Genomic DNA, 18408 nt, shown 5'->3' with positions numbered 1-18408 from the left:
TTAGTCGAGCGGCGCGGAACGCAGATCGCTCACCTGTTGCGGCGAGATCGGCGTACCGTTGTTACCCCATGACATCCGGATATACGTGACAACCGCCGCGACTTCCTGGTTCGACAGCGACTGCGCGAACGGCGGCATCCCGTACGGACGCGGATTCTTGAACGTGCTCGGCGGGTAGCCGCCATTCAGCACCATGCGGATCGGGTTGACGGCCGATTCCATCATGATCGAGTGGTTGCCCGCGAGCGGCGGATAGGCCGGCGGCTTGCCCGCGCCGTTTTCGGCGTGGCAGGTCGCGCAGTTGTCCGCGTAGATCTTCTTGCCCTGTTCGAACAGCGCGTTGCCGAACTGCTTCGACGGCTCGTACTGCATGTTCTTCGGCGCTTCAGCCTTCTGCGGGATCGACTTCAGGTACGTCGACATCGCGCGCGTATCTTCGTCGGTCATGTACTGCAGGCTGTTGTGGACCACGTCCGCCATCGGGCCGAATACCGCGCCCTTCTGCGACACGCCGGCCTGCAGCAGGTCGGACAGCTCCTGCACGTGCCAGTCGCCGAGGCCGAGTTCCTTGTCGTTCGTCAGCGACGGCGCATACCAGTTCTGCAGCGGGATCAGGCCGCCGGCGAACGCCGACGAGTTCACCGGGCCGCCCATCATGTTGATCGACGTGTGGCACATCGAGCAGTGGCCGAGGCCTTCGACGAGATACGCGCCGCGGTTCCATTCGACCGACTTCGTCGGATCCGGCTTGTACTCGCCTTCCTTGAAGAACAGCGTGCGCCAGCCGATCAGCAGGTTGCGGTTGTTGAACGGGAACTTCAGTTCGTGCGGACGGCTCGGCACCGACACCGGCGGGACCGAACGCAGGTACGCGTAGATCGCGTCCGAATCGGCGCGCGTGACCTTCGTGTAGCTCGCGAACGGGAAGCCCGGGTACAGCAGGCTGCCGTCCTTCGAGCGACCCGTGTGCATCGCGCGGTAGAAGTCGTCCGACGTCCACTTGCCGATACCGTTCTGGTCGTCCGGCGTGATGTTCGGGGTGTACATCGTGCCGAACGGCGTCGCCATCGGCAGGCCGCCCGCGAACGACTTGCCGCCGCGCACCGTGTGGCACGCGATACAGTCGCCGACGCGCGCGAGGTATTCGCCCTTCTTGATCAGCGCGGCCTGGTCGGCCGGCGTGGCCGCGACGGCGGCAGCGCCGTGCAGCGTGTCGTTGCCCGGCCACAGGACCGGCACGAGGGCGGCAGCCGCGACGATCGCGACGGCCGAGAGTGCAAACAGGGACTTGCGTTTCATTGTGTCTGTCTCCCTTGCCTTATTGCGGTTCGCTGCCGCAGGCGAGCGGAGTCTTCATCGAACGCGCCGGGGCCGGCACGGGGTTGGCGGGCGCCGGTTGCGCGGCGAGCCATGCGGTCACGGCCGTCACGTCTTCGTCGGAAAGCTTCGCGGCGATGTCGTGCATGCAATCGGGCGCCTTCGCGTGGCGGTTGCCCGAGCGCCATGCGCCGAGCTGGGCGCTCAGGTAATCGGCGTGCAGGCCGACGAGGCCCGGGATCGCCGGCTGCATGCCGGTCAGCCCCGCGCCGTGGCAGGCCACGCAGGCCGGCAGCTTGCGGGCCGGGTCGCCCTGCGTGACGAGCTGCTTGCCGCGTGCGAGCGTCGCGGCCGGCAGCGTCGGCTTCGCCGGCGTCGGGTACGGCGGACGCTCGGCCGAGAAGTGCTCGGCGATTTCGCGCAGGTAGTCGTCGTTCAGGTACGTGAGCAGATAGTTCATCGGCGGGTACTTGCGCCGGCCGTCGCGGAAGTTGACGAGCTGGTTGTACAGGTACTCGGCCGGCTTGCCGGCAAGACGCGGGAAATAGTCGTTGTCCGTGCCCTGGCCGTGGACGCCGTGGCATGCGGTACAGCCGCGCACGCGCTCGGCCATGGTATCGGGTGCCTTGAGCGGCGCCTGCTGGGCGTGCGCTTGCTCCGTGGGCTTGGTCTGCGCTTGGGCAGCGCTCATAAGGCCCGCGCCGCCGATCATCAGAACGGCGAGCAGCGGACGGAAGAGGCGTCTTGAAGACACACGAGACTCCATGTTTATTCGTCGGGGACCTTGTCCGGGCTACGATCGGCTCGGCGCATGGACGGCAGGACAGCCGGGCTGCTGCGACGCGGCATTCTATCATCGATGGGTAATGACGGCTATTTGACGAAAGGACATCGGTTCCTGTCCGTTTGCGACTTGCGACAATTTGACGCGCATTGCGCGACGGTCGAGTGAACCGGCGTGCGCTTTCACCCTCGAAGACCGTACACTCGCGGGTCGCGCGGCGCCGCCTCCGCCGCTGACCCAGTCATTTCTCCCGTTTCCGGATTCATCGATGACGTTTTCTACCGTGCCGTTGCCTGCCTCACGCTGTCCGTCCCGTTGCCGCCGCGCTGCCGGCCTGCCGCTTGCGGGAGGGTGCGCGCGATGAAGTTCGACAGCTTGTGGATCGGCCAGGTCGCGCTCGCGGCGCTGATGGATGCGGCGTTCGCGATGGCGGTCGGCTCGGCGCTGCTCAAGGCGTGGCTCGGCAAGGACGGCGCGCGGCCGGTCATTGCGCCGTCGCACCCGGCATGGCTGCGCGCGCAACATTCGCTGGTGGCGGCCGCGCTGGCGCTGGTGCTCGCCGATCTCGGCTGGCTCGTGTACGAGGCCGCGGCGATGAGCGGCGCGGGGCTCGGCGGCGCGTTCGCCGCGATTCCCGTCATGCTGATGCAGACGCACACGGGCTTCGCATGGAGCGTCGCGTTCGCCGGCGCGGTGCTGCTCGCGATCGTCGCGCTCGCGAAGCCGGACGGCCCGCTCGCGCATGCGGTGCTGTGGTTCGCGGTGATCGTGGTGGCGGCCGGCAAGGCGTCGCTCGGCCATGCGGCCGACAGCGGCGTGCTGTCCGCGGCGGTCGGCGTGCAGACGCTGCACCTGCTGGCCACCGCCGTATGGGGCGGCCTCGTGCTCGCGGGCGGGCTCGCGGTGTTGCCGGCGCTCGGGACGTCGGTCGCGCGCGGCGCGCTGATCCGCATCGGCCAGCACCTGTCGCGCACGTCGATCGTCGCGGTCGTCTTCGTGCTCGGCACCGGCGCGCTCAATGCGATCCGCGGGCTCGGCGGCTCGCTCGCGCCGCTCGACGGCAGCACGTGGGGCCGCGTGTTGCTGCTGAAGCTGCTGCTCGTCGCGCTCGCGCTCGTGCTCGGCGGGCTCAACCGCTTCTCGGCGCTGCCGCGCCTGCGCCGCACCGCGTCGACCGAGGACGCGCACACGTTCCGCAACATCCTGCATCTGGAAGGGATGACGATGATCGGCGTGTTCGTCGCGGCGGCCGTGCTGTCGTTCAGCGTGCCGGGCTTCGCGGCGCTCGGCTGACGGCGTGTCTCGCACGGCGCGACGTCACGGCGCCGCGCATGCAGAACGGCCGCCCGTCGGGCGGCCGTCCGAGTCGATGCGTACCGCGCCGGCCTCGGCCGCGCGCGATGCGCGTCGTACTCACCACTCGGCGACGCTGCCGTCCGCGTGGCGCCACACCGGGTTGCGCCAGCGATGGCCCGTCTTCGCCATCTCGCGCACCTTCTCCTCGTTCACGTCGATGCCGAGCCCCGGGCCCTGCGGGATCGCGACGAAGCCGTCCTCGTAGCGGAACACTTCGGGGTTGCGCAGGTAGTCGAGCAGGTCGTTGCCCTGGTTGTAGTGGATGCCGAGGCTCTGTTCCTGGATGAACGCGTTGTAGCTGACCGCGTCGAGCTGCAGGCACGCGGCGAGCGCGATCGGCCCGAGCGGGCAGTGCAGCGCCAGCGCCACGTCGTAGCTTTCCGCGAGCGTCGCGATCTTGCGGCACTCGGTGATGCCGCCCGCGTGCGACGCGTCCGGCTGGATGATGTCGACGTAGCCGCCCGCGAGGATGTGCTTGAAGTCCCAGCGCGAGTACAGCCGCTCGCCGAGCGCGATCGGCGTGTTGGTCTGGTTGACGATGTCGCGCAGCGCCTCGGCGTTCTCCGACAGCACCGGCTCCTCGATGAACATCAGCTTGTACGGATCGAGTTCCTTCGCGAGCACCTTCGCCATCGGCTTGTGCACGCGGCCGTGGAAGTCGACGCCGATCCCGACGTGCGGGCCGACCGCGTCGCGCACCGCCGCGACGTTCGCGATCACCTGCTCGACCTTGTCGTAGGTGTCGACGATCTGCAGCTCCTCGGAGCCGTTCATCTTCACGGCCTTGAAGCCGCGCTCGACGACCGCGCGCGCATTGTTCGCGACGTCGCTCGGCCGGTCGCCGCCGATCCACGAATACACCTTGATGCGCTCGCGCACCTGGCCGCCGAGCAACGCATGCACCGGCACGCCGTGATGCTTGCCCTTGATGTCCCACAGCGCCTGGTCGACGCCCGCGATCGCGCTCATCATGATCGGGCCGCCGCGGTAGAAGCCCGCGCGGTACATCACCTGCCAGTGATCCTCGATCAGGAGCGGGTCGCGGCCGACGAGGTAGTCGGCCAGTTCCTGCACGGCGGCCTCGACCGTGTGCGCGCGGCCTTCGACGACCGGCTCGCCCCAGCCGACGACACCCTCGTCGGTTTCGATCTTGAGGAACAGCCAGCGCGGCGGGACGACGAAGGTTTCGAGGCGGGTGATTTTCACGATGCGAGTCTCCATGATTGACCGGCGCGACCGTTCGGGCGCGGCGCACGATCCGTGCTTTCGCGGTTATCCTAGCGTAGTCGAATAAAAAATAGTATTAATAGCATTAATGTGCAGATAGTGGGCAGCCCGCCCGACGGAGAACGATCATTCAACGCGACCTGCATGGACAGACGGCTTTCCGGCTCGCGACGGCGATCCTGCGCGGCGACTATCCGCCCGACTCGCTGCTGCCGAGGGAACCCGACCTGATGGAGATGTACGGCGTGAGCCGCACGGTGATGCGCGAGGCGCTGCGCACGCTGACGTCGAAGGGGCTCGTCGAATCGCGGCCGAAGGTCGGCACGCGCGTGCGGCCGCGCCAGGCGTGGAACCTGCTCGACGCCGACCTGCTCGACTGGTATGCGCGCGTCGCGCCGCCGCTCGCGTTCGCGCTGAAGCTGCAGGAAATGCGCGAGATGATCGAGCCGTACGCGGCCGCGCTCGCCGCCCGCGCGCATACGCCCGACGCGTTCGACGCGATCGAGGGCGCGGCGCGCGCGATGGCCGCCGCGCGCAACGTCGACGAATGGGTGCGCGCCGACCTGCGCTTTCACCTGAGCGTGCTGGAGGCCGGCGGCAACGAGCTGCTGGTGCCGCTCGGCGCGCTGATCGATCGCACGCTCGAGGCGCAACTGCAGTTGAATGCGCGCCGGGCGGACGTTTACAACGCGTCGCTGGCCGAGCATACGGCCGTCAGCGACGCGATCCGCGTGCGCGACGAGGACGGCGCGCGCCGCGCGATGGCGACGCTGCTCGCGGTGACGCGTGCGCGGATCGAGATGTCGTGACGGAAGCGGGGCGGGCGGCGCCGTTGCGGTGCCGTCAGGCGTTCGCGCAGCCGCCCGGCTTGTGGATGCGTTCCGTCGACGGCGGGTACTTCGCGAGCAGGCTCGCTGGCCGCCGCGGCCGCGCGACCAGGTCGCCGCCGCAGTTCGGGCACTGGCCTTTGAGCACGTCGTCGGCGCACGTCGCGCAAAAAGTACATTCGAACGTACAGATGCGCGCGTCCGTCGAATCCGGCGGCAGATCCTTGTCGCAACATTCGCAGCCGGGGCGCAGTTCAAGCATGACGGTCTCCTTGACGGGTGAGGGGGCGCCGCACATTGCGTGCGGCGCATGCGAGCGCTACTGTACGCGTTTGGATCGGCCCGGCCAACGGTGTCCCGCCCGGGCGCCGGCGCTGCGCACGGGCTGCACCGGGAGACGACCATGCTTTATCGCGGAAGCTGTCATTGTGGAGACGTGACGTTCGAGGCGGAAGGCGACCTGCAGGGCGTGATGGCGTGCAACTGCTCGATCTGCCGGCGCAAGGGCGCGCTGATGTGGTTCGTGCCGCGCGACCACATGAAGCTGCTGACGCCCGACGAAAATCTCGCGACCTACCTGTTCAACAAGCACGTGATCCGGCATCGCTTCTGCAAGCGTTGCGGGATTCACGCGTTCGGCGAGGGTGTCGATCCGAAGGGCACCGCGATGGCCGCGATCAACGTGCGCTGCATCGACGGCGTCGATCTCGACGCACTGCCCGTCACGCACTACGACGGCCGCGCGCACTGACCGGCGCGCCGGTGCGGGCGCCTGCGCGCGGCGATCGGGTCAGGACGGGTGCGCGGTCGTCGCGCCCGGCGCGGGCGTTTCCGCCTGCGGCGCCGGGCCCGCGGTGCGCGTGCCGGCGTCGGCCGGCCGTTCGATCAGCGGCGCGAGCGCCGGCGCCATCGACTTCAGCAGCTGCACGGCCATCGCGCTCGTGAAGTCGTAGCGCGCCGCGTATGGCTCGTGCGCGGTCGCCGTCAGCACGCCGAAGAACCGGTCGCCGATCGCGAACACGAAGGTGCCGCTGCGGTTGACCTTGCGCGATTCGATCAGCCGCGCGCCGCGCGCATACACGTTGAAGCGCTGGTCGCCCGTGCCCGTCTTGCCGTACACGTCGAGCGTCTTGCCGTCGGGCAGCGTGAGCCCGCTCGCGAGGCGGCGCGCGGTGCCGTTGAGCACGACGTCGCGCAGCAGCGTGTGCGCCACCTTGACGATCTCCGGCGGCAGTATCGGCTGAGGTTGCGCGGCCGCGCGCACGAAGCGCGTTTCGTACGGCGTGCCCTTCGCGAAATCGAGCCGCGTGATCGTCTCGGTCGGCGCCTTCTGGCCGCCGTTCACGATCAGGCCGATCAGTTTCGCGAGCGCGTCGGGCTGGTCGCCCGATGCGCCGATCGCGGCCGCATACGACGGCGTCACTTCCGCGAACGGATAGCCGAGCGCGCGCCACGACTTCGTGATCTCCGCGTACGCGCGCAGCTCGACCATGCGGCGGATGCGCCGGTCCTGCGTCGCGTGGTAGCGGGTCTTGTACAGCCACGAATACGTGTAGAAACGCGCGTCGCGACTGTCGCGCTGAACGTCCGCGAGCGACGCGGCGGGATGCGCGCGCAGGTAGTTGAGCGTCCACAGCGCGAGCGGATGCACGCTCGCGATATAGCCGCGGTCGTTCAGGTTGAAGCGGTCGATCGCGTATTTCGCGTAGAGCGCGGCGAGATCGTCGTCGGACAGCGTCGCGGCCGGCGTGCCCTTCAGTTGCGCGCGCATCCGCGCGGCGAACCACGCGAGCGATTCGTTCGGCGCGACGCTGCGCAGCACCGTCGCGAGCTTCGGCGGCGACTTGCGTACGTCGCGCAGCATCAGCGCGAGCGCGTCGTCGGGCGCCTTGCCCGCATAGCGCGTGTAGTAGCGCTTCACGTAGACCTGGCTTTCTCCGTCGACGAACTGCTGCAGGTAGTGCTGGCGCTGGGCGGGATCGTTCAGCCACGACGACGACGGTCCGGCCGCCTGCAGCGTCTCGTAGTGGACGATGTCGCGCATGAGCCGCACGAACACGAGGTTCACCGAGTGCTCGAACGCCGTGTGCAGCGTCATGATGCGGCCGTTGTCCGACTTCTCGAAGTTCGAGAACACCTGCGCGCCGCCGCCCGTGTAGAACACGTCCGGGCTCGCCGAGTACTTGCGTTCGACGGACGCATCGAGCATCGCCTGCAGCGAGCGGTCGCGCGTATGCGACAGGTAGTCGAGCGCCCAGCGCGACAGCCCGTCGATCGGATCGGGCTTCACGCGCGCCAGCTCCGCGTTCGACAGGTTCGCGTAGCGCGCATGCAGGTCGGAGACGATCTGCAGGTACGTGATCAACGTGCGCAGCTTCGCGGTCGAACCGAGGTTGATGCGGCCGCCGCGATTCACGTCGAACGGCTGGTTCACACTGTCGGTCTGCACGCGCAGCAGGTTCGCGCCGTTGCGATGCTCGTACAGCGTGAAGCTGTACGTCAGGTGCGACGGGTCGTCCTTCGGCGCGAGCATCTCGAAGCCGTACAGGCCGGCCGCCTGCGCGCCGTCGCGGGTCGACGCCTGCGCGAGCCGCTGGGCGACCGCCTGCTGCACGCCGTTGTCGAGCGTGCTGGTCGCTTCCAGGTCGAGCTGGTCGAGCTGGTACAGGTCGGCGATGCCGAGCGCCGACAGCAGCGACGCGCGCGCGGACGTGACGGCCTTGCGCGACACGAACGACTGCACGCGCGCGGCGGCGGGCGGCGCGCTGCGTTCGATCTGCGCGGCGAGCGCCGCATCGCGCAGCGCGGGCGAGATCACGCCGCCGTTCGACAGCAGCCGCAGGTAGCTGTCGGTCAGCTTCTGCAGCGCCGGATACCCGCGATTCAGGAAGTACGACGGCGCGCGCTGCGCGATCAGCAACGACAACACCTCGCGGAACGTCTTGCCCTGCTGGTCGACGTTGTCGCCGGTCGTCGGCGCGGACAGGATGCGGTTCACGTCGTTGAAGTCGCGGCCGTACCACGCGGCGAGACCGTCGCCGATACCGGTGATTTCGCCCACGTGCGGCCGGGCGGCGAGCGGCACCGAATTCAGGTAGCGCACGACGATCGAGCGGCGCGCGAGCATCGTCTGCGGGCCGTTCAGGTACGCGAGGATCGACGCGGACGCGATCTGCCGCAGTTTCTCCGGCGGCGTCGCGGTACGGCCGTCGGGCGAGTGGCGGAACTTCTCGATCTGCGTCGCGAGCGTGCTGCCACCCGGGCGCGCCTGGTGGTGGTTGACGACGTGCAGCGCCTGGTCGGCGAGCGCGCGGCTGAAGCGGCCCCAGTCGATCGCCGGGTTGCGGTTCGGCTGGTTCGGGTCGAGCAGGTAACGATCCTCGATGAACATCAGCGAATCGACGACCACGCGCGGCACCGTGTCGAAATCGGCGTACACGCGCTGCGGGAACACGGTCGCGAACAGCGGCGAGCCGGTCGAGTCGAACAGCATCAGCCCGGTCTGGTCTTTCTCTTCGTAAGGCAGGAACAGGCCATGATCGGCGAGCGCCAGCATCCGGTCGGAATCGCGCGCCTGCTTGCCGACGACGAAGCCGCGCGCGAGCAGCCGCTGCTGGAACGCGGGAATCATCGAATAGCCGAGGCGTTGATCGTACGGCCCGTTCGCGGGGAAACGGATGTGGTTGCTCGCGCCCGTTTCGACCGTGTAGCCGACGTCGCGGGTGAGCTCGGACAAATAGTGCGCCTGCAGGCGCGACGTCGCGATTTCGGTCATCACGAGCCTCACCACGACCGCGATCGCGATCACCAGCGCGGCCAGCAAGGACCACTTGATCCACGTCCAGACCGATGCAGCTCCGGTCACGCGCGGCAGGATGCGATTCAGCGGCCGATTCATGGCGGCGTCTCCCTGAAGGCGCGGGCTCCGGCCGCACCTCATTAAGGATTAGTGTAGTCCTCCGCAGCGGGCTGCCAAGGGTGGTTCACTACTGAGATGCAGCGGCGCAACACCCGTGCCCGCGCCGGGATCGTGCGCCGCGAGGCCGGGCCCGCGCGCGGGTGCGGCCTCGCGGTACACGTCGTCCCGCATCCGCGTTCGGAAGCCATCTGGCACCGAAAAGACCGTCGCGATCGCATCATTCAACTGACGAAATGTTCGACGAGGTGATCGATGAAAAGGCGGGATTTACGCGGAAAGTGCTTGCGGCTCGGGTATGCGACGTTCATCTGGAGCGCTTCGAGACGATAGTCGGCGAGCAGGGCCAGAAGCTGGCCATCATGAAGATCCGGTTCGGCGAGGAAGTCCGGCAGGACTGCGATGCCCATGCCGGCAAGCGCCCAGTTCCGGATCATGCCGAAATTGTTCGACGACGCGGCCTTGTTCGGGCGCACCGTGACACGCGTCTGGTCGTGCTCGAACGTCAGGTAATCGCTCGCGAAGTCGGCATGGAACACCAGGCATGCATGCGTGGCGAGATCGTGCGGATGGGCCGGCGAGCCGTGCCGGCTGACATATTGCGGCGACGCGCAGACGACGCGTTGGAATTGCATGAGCGGGCGCTTCACCAACGTGCTGTTGCCGATGTGCTGCGACAGCAGCAGCCCGATATCGAAGCCTTCCGACACGAGGTCGACATGGCGGTCGACGATCGTGACTTCCGGCACGATGTTGGGATGGCGTGCCTTGAACGCGTCGATCGCGGGCGCGAGCACGTGCATGCCGAACATGACCGGCGCGGCGATCTTCAGCGAACCGATCGGTTCCTGGTGCATCGACGCGATCGTTTCCTCGACGCGGTCGATTTCCTCGATCACGTGACGCATCTGCGCCAGGTAGAGGTGGCCGGCGTCGGTCAGCGACAGGCTGCGGGTCGTGCGATTCAGCAGGCGCGCGCCGAGCCGGTTCTCGATGCTCATGATCATGCGGGTGGCCGACGAATTGGAGATGTTCAGTTCGGTCGCGGCGCGCACGAAACTTTGTAGTTCGGCAACCTTGACAAATAGTCGCATTGGAAGGAGTTCGTCCATTTTTTTTGCCTAGAATCAGAAATTGTTTATTTAATTCTATCTTCCAATTTACTGTTCAGAGCGTCGGACGATGGAGGAAAAAAGTATTATGAAACTATAGGTTGATTTGATGGCTGGGAAGCCCGGAAAATATAGGGTTTCGGCGTTTTGTGAGCGCTGGTTTGCGTCCGGTTAAGGGTAATTTTTACAACCATTTTTAGTAATTGTACGAAAGTTCAGACGATTGTTTTTTTCACGTATTTGAGATATCGGGCGATTCGATTTTATCGAGATAAAGTATTTCCGGCGTTTTCGCGCCATCGTGCCAACGCACGGCCGCGACGAAGCAGCGGATCGAACCGTCGCATGCAATCGTGTCCGGGTGATATGCTCGCGGGACGCCCGCGACCGACGGGCGGTTTCACGATGCCCGTGCACGGCTGCGTTGCGCGGCGTTTCCGAGGGAAGAACCGACATCATGAGCCGCAAATTCATTCTGAAGGGCGACACGACCGATCACGGCGGCGTCGTGCTCGAAGGGATCGCCAATTCGTCGTTCGACGGGCGCGAACTCGCGTATCTCGGCGCATCCGTGTTCTGTGCGGCGTGCAAGTCGCCGGGCGTGATCGTGTCGGACGGCGGCGAGCGCACGATGACCGTGATGGGCAAGGTCGTCGCGCTCGAACACGACCTGTGCCAGTGCCAGTGCACGCCGCAGCCGAAACTGATCGCATCGCAGGCAACCGGGACGATCTCGGGCTGAGTCCCGCCGCCCGCAGGCGCTCGTCGTTCGCGCGGCATCGCGGCGCCGATACCGGCCGTCAGGCGCTGCCTTCGGTCTCGATCACGAGGATGCGCGCGGCGCCAAGCGGATGCGCAACATGTTCGGTGCCGACCGTCGCGTGGAATACGTCGCCCGTTTCGAGCACCGTCGCGTGCTCGACGCCTGCTTCGCGGTAGCGCATCTCGACGCGGCCATCGAGCACCGCGAACACTTCCTCGCCGTCGTTCACGTGCCAGCGATACGGCTGGTCGGTCCAGTGCAGCCGGACCGTGATGCCGTTCAGGTTCGCGATGTCGAGGGCGCCCCACGCGCGGTCCGCGGTGAATGCGGCACTCCGGATGATGTTCATCGATGTGTTCTCCGGCGCGTGTGTGCGCCGCTCTCCCGTGATTTTTCCGACATCCGCCTTCAGCGCGACGTGGCGCGCAGCGCCTGCTCGACGATCTGCTTGCGCTTCGCGAAGCCGGCCGCCGTACGTTCGGTGACGCGCGTCACGACCGCGGCCGGCGCGGTGTCGGGCGAGCCGGCGTCGAACGGCGGCGCGGGCGCATATTCGAGCTGAAGCTGGATCGCCTGCGCTTCTTCGTCGCCGACGAGCTCCGCGGCGATCGTCAGCGCGAAGTCGATGCCGGCCGTCACGCCGCCGCCCGTGACCAGGTTGCCGTCGCGCACGACGCGCTCGCGCACGGGTATCGCGCCCAGCGGTTCCAGCAGCGAGTGGAACCGCCAGTGCGTCGTCGCGCGTCGTCCGCGCAGCAGGCCGGCCACGCCGAGCAGCAGCGAGCCCGTGCAGACCGACGTCACGTAGCGCGCGGTGGCCGCACGCTGCTGCACGAACGCGATCGTTTCGGCATCGAGCAGCAATTCGTTGATGCCGATCCCGCCCGGGATGCAGATCACGTCGAGCGGCGGGCAGTCGTCGAACGTGCAGGTCGGCGCGAGCGCGAGGCCGCTGCTCGACGCGACCGCGTCGCGCGACTTCCACACCAGATGAACGGCCGCGTCCGGCAGTGACGCGAGCACGTCGTGCGGGCCGGTGAGGTCGAGTTGCTGGACGCCCGGAAAGACGAGAAGGCCGATGTGAAGTGTCATGCGAAGGCTCCGGAGAGGAAGGGAACGCGCCGTTCGGCACGGGATGGACAGATCGATTCTAGGCGCGTAGTGTTTGGCGAAATTGCCATATCACCCACGTTTTCAGCCAATCGCCATGCCTGCCGCCGCCCCGCGTTCGATCCTGATCTTCGCGTTTCCCCGTGCGCAGTTGCTCGATGTGACGGGGCCGCTGCAGGTGTTCGCGTCCGTCAACGAACTCGCGCTGGAGCGCGGGCAGCCGGCGCCGTATGCGCCGCGCGTCGTGGCCGTCGAAGCCGGGCCTGTCGAGACGTCGTCGGGCCTCGTCGTGATGGCCGAGTCGCTGCGCACCATCGCGCGCCACCCTGACACGCTGATCGTCGCCGGCGGCAAGGGTGTGCACGCGGCGTCGAAGGATGCGCGAGTGGTGCGCTGGGTGCGGCAGCAGGCCGGGCGCGCGCGGCGCGTGGCGTCGGTGTGCACCGGCGCGTTCCTGCTCGCCGAGGCCGGCCTGCTCGACGGGCGGCGCGCGGTCACGCACTGGGCGCGCTGCGACGAATTCGCGGCGCGCTACCCGAACGTGCGTGTCGAGCCGGACCCGATCTTCATCCGCGAAGGCGCGCTGTGGACGTCGGCCGGCGTGACGGCCGGCATCGATCTCGCGCTCGCGCTGGTCGAGGACGATCTCGGGCGGGCGACCGCGCTCGACGTCGCGCGCGAGCTCGTCGTGTTCCTGAAGCGTCCGGGTGGGCAGGCGCAATTCAGCACGATGCTGTCGATGCAGCGCACCGCCGACCGGTTCGGCGAGTTGCACGCGTGGATGGCCGAGCACCTGACGGCCGACCTGTCGGTGCCCGCGCTGGCCGAGCGCATGAGCATGAGCGAGCGCAGCTTCGTGCGCCACTATCGTGCGGAAACCGGCCGCACGCCCGCGCGCGCGGTCGAGCAGATCCGTGTCGAGGCCGCGCAACGCCTGCTCGGCGAGACGGCGTGGCCCGTCAAGCGGATCGCCGGGCGGTGCGGCTTCGGTTCCGAAGAGACGCTGCGGCGCAGTTTCGTGCGCGTGTTCGGCGTGTCGCCGCAGGGATATCGCGAGCGGTTCGTGCGGTAACGGTCCACCGATCATCGGGGCCGGAGCGGGTGGCGCCCGGAACTGAACGGAAATCGGTCGGTTTCCAGTCCGAAGTTTCGAAACTATTCAGGATCGGAGAACAATAGGCAGGGGCTTGTGCCGCGTCCGCCGCGCGCTCTATTCTGTTCCGTTGGCGATTCGAAGGGGGGGCAGCATGGACCGAATCCAGGCAATGGAAGTTTTTACCCGCGTGGTCGACGCGAACAGCTTCACGCGGGCGGCCGACACGCTCTCGATGCCGCGCGCGTCGGTGACGACCATCATCCAGAATCTCGAGGCGCTGCTCGGCGTGCGCCTGATGCACCGGACCACGCGCCGGCTGTCGCTGACGCCGGAGGGCGCCGCGTACTACGAGCATTGCATGAAGATCATCGCGGAGATCGCCGAGGCCGACGCGAGTTTCCAGGCGGGCAACCGCAAGCCGAGCGGCATGCTGCGCGTCCACATGCCCAGTTCGCTCGGGCGGCGTATCGTGCTGCCGTCGCTGTCGACCTTCCGGCAGCGCTATCCGGACATCACGCTCGAGCTGGGGCTGTCGGACCGCTACGTCGATCCGGTCGAGGAAGGCATCGACTGCATGATCCGGGTCGGGCCGCTCGAGGATTCGTCGATGGTCGCGCGGCGCATCGGGATGCTCAAGCGCGTGACGTGCGCGTCGCCCGATTACCTCGCGCGCCACGGCGAGCCGAACGAGATTGCCGATCTCGTCGAACATCAGGCGGTGAATTTTCGCGCGAGCCACGGCGCGCGGACGATTCCGTGGGTGTTCATGATCGACGGCAAGCCGTTCGAGGTGCGGATGAACGGCAGCGTCACGGTCAACGATTCGGATGCTTACGTGACGTGCGGGCTCGAAGGCTTCGGGATGATCCAGCCTACGTTGTTCATGGTGCTGCCGCACTTGCTCGACGGTTCGCTGGTCGAGGTGCTGCCGGACTGCAATCCGAAGCCGAAGCCGATCTCGATCGTGTATCCGCACAACCGGCATTTGTCGCAGAAGGTGCGTGTGTTCGCCGACTGGATCGCGGAGGTGTTCGAGGCGACGCCGGCGTTGGAGGGCGGGGAGAACTGGCGCGGGAAGGTGGGGGTGGAGGCGGCAGAGGCGCAGCGCGGAGCGGTGGTGGCGTAGTCGCGGCGCGCGGCCTGAAGGACGGGCAGCGCGCGGCACGGCGTGCGCTGGATGAAGCAATGAAAAAAGCCGCTGTTTCGAAAGAAACAGCGGCTTTTCGCATTTGGTGGCGAATCAGGGATTCGAACCCCGGACCTGCGGATTATGATTCCGTCGCTCTAACCGACTGAGCTAATTCGCCGAAGACTTGAATTATGTCGATCGGCCGGCTGGCTGTCAATACCTTTTTCCATCTTTCCCGAAAAAAGTTGCCGCCGTCCCGTGCCGGCCTCCATCACGGCAGGGAGCCGGCCACCGGAAGAAGCACCTCCGCCGGCCGTCCCCGCTTCACGCACGGCATCAATCCTGCGCGTAGATGTCCGAGTCCTTCGTCTCCTTGACGAACAGCAGGCCGATCACGAACGTGGCCAGCGCGATCACGATCGGATACCAGAGCCCCGAGTAGATGTTGCCCTTCGCCGCGACGATCGCGAACGCGGTCGCCGGCAGGAAGCCGCCGAACCAGCCGTTACCGATGTGATAGGGCAGCGACATCGACGTGTAGCGGATCCGCGTCGGGAACATCTCGACCAGCATCGCGGCGATCGGGCCGTAGACCATCGTCACGAAGATCACGAGGATCGTCAGGATCACGATGGTCATCGGCCAGTTGAGCTGCGCCGGGTCGGCCTTGGCCGGGTAGCCGGCCCCCTTCAGCGTCGACGCGAGCGTCTTGTCGAACGCCGCGCCCTGCGCCTTCGCGTCGGCCGCCTTGCCGTCGTAGGTCTGGATCACCGTGTCGCCGACCTTGATCTGGGCCAGCGCACCGGCCGGCGCCGCGACGTTCTCGTAGTTCAGGCCGGCCTTGGCGAGCGCGCTCTTCGCGATGTCGCACGAGCTGGTGAACTTCGACGTGCCCACCGGATTGAACTGGAACGAGCAGGTGGCCGGATCGGCGACGACCGTGATCGGCGCCTTCTGCGTCGCGAGTTCGAGCTGCGGGTTCGCGTAGTGCGTGAGCGCCTTGAACAGCGGGAAGTAGGTCAGCGCGGCGATCAGGCAGCCCGCGAGGATGATCGGCTTGCGGCCGATCTTGTCCGACAGCGAACCGAAGAACAGGAAGAACGGCGTGCCGATCAGCAGCGCGATCGCGATCAGGATGTTCGCGCTGGCGCCGTCGACCTTCAGCGTCTGCGTGAGGAAGAACAGCGCGTAGAACTGGCCCGTGTACCACACGACGGCCTGGCCGGCCGTCAGGCCGATGAGCGCGAGGATCACGATCTTCAGGTTCTTCCACTGGCCGAACGCCTCGGTCAGCGGCGCCTTCGACGTCTTGCCTTCCGCCTTGATGCGCAGGAACACCGGCGATTCGTTCAACTGCAACCGGATCCACACCGACACCCCGAGCAGCAGGATCGACGCGACGAACGGCACGCGCCAGCCCCAGTTGCCGAACGCTTCCTCGCCGACGAACGTGCGTACGCCGAGGATCACGAGCAGCGACAGGAACAGGCCGAGCGTGGCCGTCGTCTGGATCCACGCGGTGTAGAAGCCGCGCCGGTTGGCCGGCGCATGCTCGGCGACGTAGGTCGCCGCGCCGCCGTACTCGCCGCCGAGCGCGAGGCCCTGCAACAGCCGCATCGCGATGAAGATCACCGGCGCGGCGATGCCGATCGACGCGTACCCGGGCAGGAAGCCGACCACGAACGTCGACACGCCCATGATCACGATCGTCACGAGGAACGTGTGCTTGCGGCCGACGAGATCGCCGAGCCGGCCGAACACGATCGCGCCGAACGGCCGCACCGCGAAGCCGGCCGCGAAGCCGAGCAGCGTGAAGATGAACGCGGCGGTCGGATTGACGCCGGAGAAGAAGCTCTTGCTGATGTAGGCCGCGAGCGAGCCGGCCAGGTAAAAGTCGTACCACTCGAACACGGTGCCGAGCGACGACGCGAAGATCACCTTCTTCTCTTCGCCCGTCATCGGCGAGTGCGAAATTTGCCCGCCTAACGTTGCCATGAATCGTCTCCAAGTCCCTTGATATAGATGTGCGGCCGCCTTGGGAGGGGCGGGCCTGTCGACGATTATTGGCACGGAAACTTACGGCGTACTGACTCGCGCGTACAAAACGACTGCACGTTAACCCGTGGCGAACCGGCCGCTTCGCGTGTCGATCGTGATGCGAACGTCCGTTAAAACGCCGGTTTCGGCATATTCGCACCCAGCCGCGGCGGCGCGCGTCAGGGTTAATCCGGGGTGGTGTCGGTCAGCGGCAGGCTGATGCGCACCAGCGTGCCGGCGAGGCGCGGCGTGTGCTGGTAGACGTGATCGTCGAGCGTCAGCGTGCCGCCGTGCTGCGTGGCGATCTCGCGCACGATCGCGAGCCCGAGGCCGCTGCCGTCGCCTTCGCGGCCGAGGATCCGGTAGAAGCGCTCGACGACGCGCTCGCGTTCGCCGGCCGGGATGCCGGGGCCCGTATCCTCGACTTCGAGATGCACGAGCCGCGCTGCGCGCTCCGCGCGCACGCGCACGGTGATGCGGCCGCCTTCGGGCGTGTAGCGGATCGCGTTGTCGACGAGGTTGCCGAGCATCTCGCGCAGCATCACCGGATTGCCGTCGACGTCGAGCGGCGCGTCGTCGTCCGGGCCTTCGTAACCGAGATCCATGCGTTTCGCGAGCGCGGCCTGCACCCAGTCGCGCACGGTGCGCCGCGCGAGCGAACCGATCTCGACCGGCTCGAACGTGAGCCCGCTCGCGCGGTTCTCGGCGCGCGCGAGCGCGAGGAGTTGCGTGACGAGCCGCGCGGCCTGCTCGGAGCTCGTCGCGATCTGCTCGAGCGAGCGCTGCACGTCGGGCGGCACCGGATGGCGCAGCGCGAATTCGGCCTGCGTGCGCAGGCCCGCGAGCGGCGTCTTCATCTGGTGCGCGGCGTCGGCGATGAAGCGTTTCTGCAGCGCCATGTTCTGTTCGAGCCGCGCGAGCAGGTCGTTGAACGACGTGACGAGCGGCTCGATCTCGGGCGGCGCGCGCTGCGCCTCGACGGGCGACAGGTCGTCGGGCCGGCGCGCGCGGATGTGTGCCTGCAGCGCGTTGAGCGGCGCGAGCCCGCGCGACAGCCCGAACCAGACGAGCAGGATCGCGAGCGGCAGGATCACGAATTGCGGCAGGATCACGCCCTTGATGATGTCGTTCGCGAGCGCGTTGCGCTTGTCGAGCGTCTCGCCGACCTGCACGAGCACGGGCTGCGCGCCGCTCGCCTGCGGCAGCGCGACGGTCGTGTACGCGACGCGCACGTCGTTGCCGCGCAGCAGGTCGTCGCGGAACACGACGACGCCCGGCGGCGGGCGGTCCTCGTCGCGCGGCAGCGGCATGTCGGCTTCGCCCGCGACCAGCTCGCCGCGTGTGCCGAGCACCTGGAAGTAGACGCTGTCGATGTTGTCCGCGCGCAGGAAGTCGCGCGTCTGCTCCGGCAGCGTCAGCTCGGCGACGCCGTTGACCGGATGGATCTGCCGCGCGAGCACGTACGCGTTGGTCTCCAGCGCGCGGTCGAACGGGCTGTTCGCGATCGTCTTCGCGACGAGATAGGTGACGGCGATGCTCATCGGCCACAGCAGCAGCAGCGGTGCGAGCATCCAGTCGAGGATTTCGCCGAACAGCGAGCGCGGGCGCGGCGTTTCGGTCGATTCGGTTTCGTCGGGCGGCGCGAACGGGTTCTCGTAGCGCGCGTCGCGCGCCTCGTCGGCGGCCGACGACGGCGCGCCGGTCGGGTGACGGGAATGGGCCGGCGTGGCCATC

General features: G+C 67.5%; 16 protein-coding genes and 1 tRNA gene. 6 read left to right on the top strand and 11 right to left on the bottom strand.

Annotation, left to right across the window (positions count from 1 at the left end; all coding sequences use genetic code 11):
- Together CFB52_RS13965 and CFB52_RS13960 are read right to left on the bottom strand one after the other, a co-directional pair.
- Complete coding sequence (locus tag CFB52_RS13965) at positions 1 to 1299, bottom strand: cytochrome c (RefSeq protein ID WP_059578646.1); 1299 nt, start codon at positions 1297 to 1299, stop codon at positions 1 to 3.
- 19 nt (positions 1300 to 1318) lie between these two features.
- Positions 1319 to 2083 (bottom strand): c-type cytochrome, encoded by a 765-nt coding sequence (locus CFB52_RS13960; RefSeq protein ID WP_006477898.1) that lies wholly within the window; start codon positions 2081 to 2083, stop codon positions 1319 to 1321.
- Positions 2084 to 2461: 378 nt separating this feature from the next.
- Between CFB52_RS13960 and CFB52_RS13955 the strand changes: the two genes are divergently transcribed.
- Positions 2462 to 3394 (top strand): CopD family protein, encoded by a 933-nt coding sequence (locus CFB52_RS13955; RefSeq protein WP_059578801.1) that lies wholly within the window; start codon positions 2462 to 2464, stop codon positions 3392 to 3394.
- A gap of 120 nt (positions 3395 to 3514) precedes the next feature.
- On the opposite strand, the gene dgoD is transcribed toward CFB52_RS13955, so the two are convergent.
- On the bottom strand, positions 3515 to 4663 hold the full coding sequence (gene dgoD / locus CFB52_RS13950; RefSeq protein WP_059578798.1) for a galactonate dehydratase: 1149 nt from the start codon (positions 4661 to 4663) through the stop codon (positions 3515 to 3517).
- Positions 4664 to 4809: 146 nt separating this feature from the next.
- On the opposite strand from dgoD, the gene CFB52_RS13945 reads away from it, so the two are divergent.
- Complete coding sequence (locus tag CFB52_RS13945; protein ID WP_099316791.1) at positions 4810 to 5493, top strand: FadR/GntR family transcriptional regulator; 684 nt, start codon at positions 4810 to 4812, stop codon at positions 5491 to 5493.
- A 34-nt stretch (positions 5494 to 5527) separates the two neighbouring features.
- Here the strand turns inward: CFB52_RS13945 and CFB52_RS13940 are convergent, their stop codons facing one another.
- Positions 5528 to 5773 (bottom strand): DUF1272 domain-containing protein, encoded by a 246-nt coding sequence (locus tag CFB52_RS13940; protein WP_059578642.1) that lies wholly within the window; start codon positions 5771 to 5773, stop codon positions 5528 to 5530.
- Between the two features lie 141 nt (positions 5774 to 5914).
- Here CFB52_RS13940 and CFB52_RS13935 point away from each other — a divergent pair, with 141 nt between their 5' ends.
- Positions 5915 to 6262 (top strand): GFA family protein, encoded by a 348-nt coding sequence (locus CFB52_RS13935; RefSeq protein ID WP_099316790.1) that lies wholly within the window; start codon positions 5915 to 5917, stop codon positions 6260 to 6262.
- Between the two features lie 39 nt (positions 6263 to 6301).
- Here CFB52_RS13935 and CFB52_RS13930 read toward each other — a convergent pair whose 3' ends face one another.
- Complete coding sequence (locus CFB52_RS13930) at positions 6302 to 9409, bottom strand: transglycosylase domain-containing protein (protein WP_099316789.1); 3108 nt, start codon at positions 9407 to 9409, stop codon at positions 6302 to 6304.
- Between the two features lie 242 nt (positions 9410 to 9651).
- Positions 9652 to 10539: a LysR family transcriptional regulator gene (locus CFB52_RS13925; protein WP_059578634.1), complete on the bottom strand. Its 888-nt coding sequence runs from the start codon at positions 10537 to 10539 to the stop codon at positions 9652 to 9654.
- 457 nt (positions 10540 to 10996) lie between these two features.
- Between CFB52_RS13925 and CFB52_RS13920 the strand changes: the two genes are divergently transcribed.
- Entirely contained in the window at positions 10997 to 11281 is a 285-nt protein-coding gene (locus tag CFB52_RS13920) for a PAAR domain-containing protein (RefSeq protein WP_059578632.1), read from the top strand.
- 58 nt (positions 11282 to 11339) lie between these two features.
- Here CFB52_RS13920 and CFB52_RS13915 read toward each other — a convergent pair whose 3' ends face one another.
- Both CFB52_RS13915 and CFB52_RS13910 read right to left on the bottom strand, forming a co-directional pair.
- Positions 11340 to 11651 carry a cupin gene (locus tag CFB52_RS13915; protein WP_059578629.1) on the bottom strand — a complete coding sequence of 104 codons (312 nt, stop codon included), beginning with the start codon at positions 11649 to 11651 and terminating at the stop codon, positions 11340 to 11342.
- Between the two features lie 59 nt (positions 11652 to 11710).
- Positions 11711 to 12394: a DJ-1/PfpI family protein gene (locus tag CFB52_RS13910; RefSeq protein WP_059578626.1), complete on the bottom strand. Its 684-nt coding sequence runs from the start codon at positions 12392 to 12394 to the stop codon at positions 11711 to 11713.
- Positions 12395 to 12509: 115 nt separating this feature from the next.
- Between CFB52_RS13910 and CFB52_RS13905 the strand changes: the two genes are divergently transcribed.
- Both CFB52_RS13905 and CFB52_RS13900 read left to right on the top strand, forming a co-directional pair.
- Entirely contained in the window at positions 12510 to 13484 is a 975-nt protein-coding gene (locus CFB52_RS13905; RefSeq protein WP_059578624.1) for a GlxA family transcriptional regulator, read from the top strand.
- A gap of 175 nt (positions 13485 to 13659) precedes the next feature.
- Entirely contained in the window at positions 13660 to 14634 is a 975-nt protein-coding gene (locus tag CFB52_RS13900; RefSeq protein WP_059578621.1) for a LysR family transcriptional regulator, read from the top strand.
- Between the two features lie 104 nt (positions 14635 to 14738).
- Here CFB52_RS13900 and CFB52_RS13895 read toward each other — a convergent pair.
- The 3 genes from CFB52_RS13895 to CFB52_RS13885 form a co-directional block, all read right to left on the bottom strand.
- Positions 14739 to 14815: transfer RNA gene (locus CFB52_RS13895), tRNA-Met, on the bottom strand.
- A 158-nt stretch (positions 14816 to 14973) separates the two neighbouring features.
- The gene (locus tag CFB52_RS13890; protein ID WP_059643034.1) at positions 14974 to 16632 is read right to left on the bottom strand and encodes an MFS transporter; all 1659 of its coding nucleotides are present in this window, start codon (positions 16630 to 16632) and stop codon (positions 14974 to 14976) included.
- 227 nt (positions 16633 to 16859) lie between these two features.
- Entirely contained in the window at positions 16860 to 18407 is a 1548-nt protein-coding gene (locus tag CFB52_RS13885) for a sensor histidine kinase (RefSeq protein WP_099316788.1), read from the bottom strand.
- Between the last annotated feature and the right edge of the window lies 1 nt (position 18408).

Source organism: Burkholderia sp. AU18528 (assembly GCF_002223215.2).
Lineage (GTDB): Bacteria > Pseudomonadota > Gammaproteobacteria > Burkholderiales > Burkholderiaceae > Burkholderia > Burkholderia semiarida.
The sequence above is the reverse complement of the archived record's forward strand: the minus strand, read 5'-3'. Positions and strand labels throughout refer to the sequence as shown.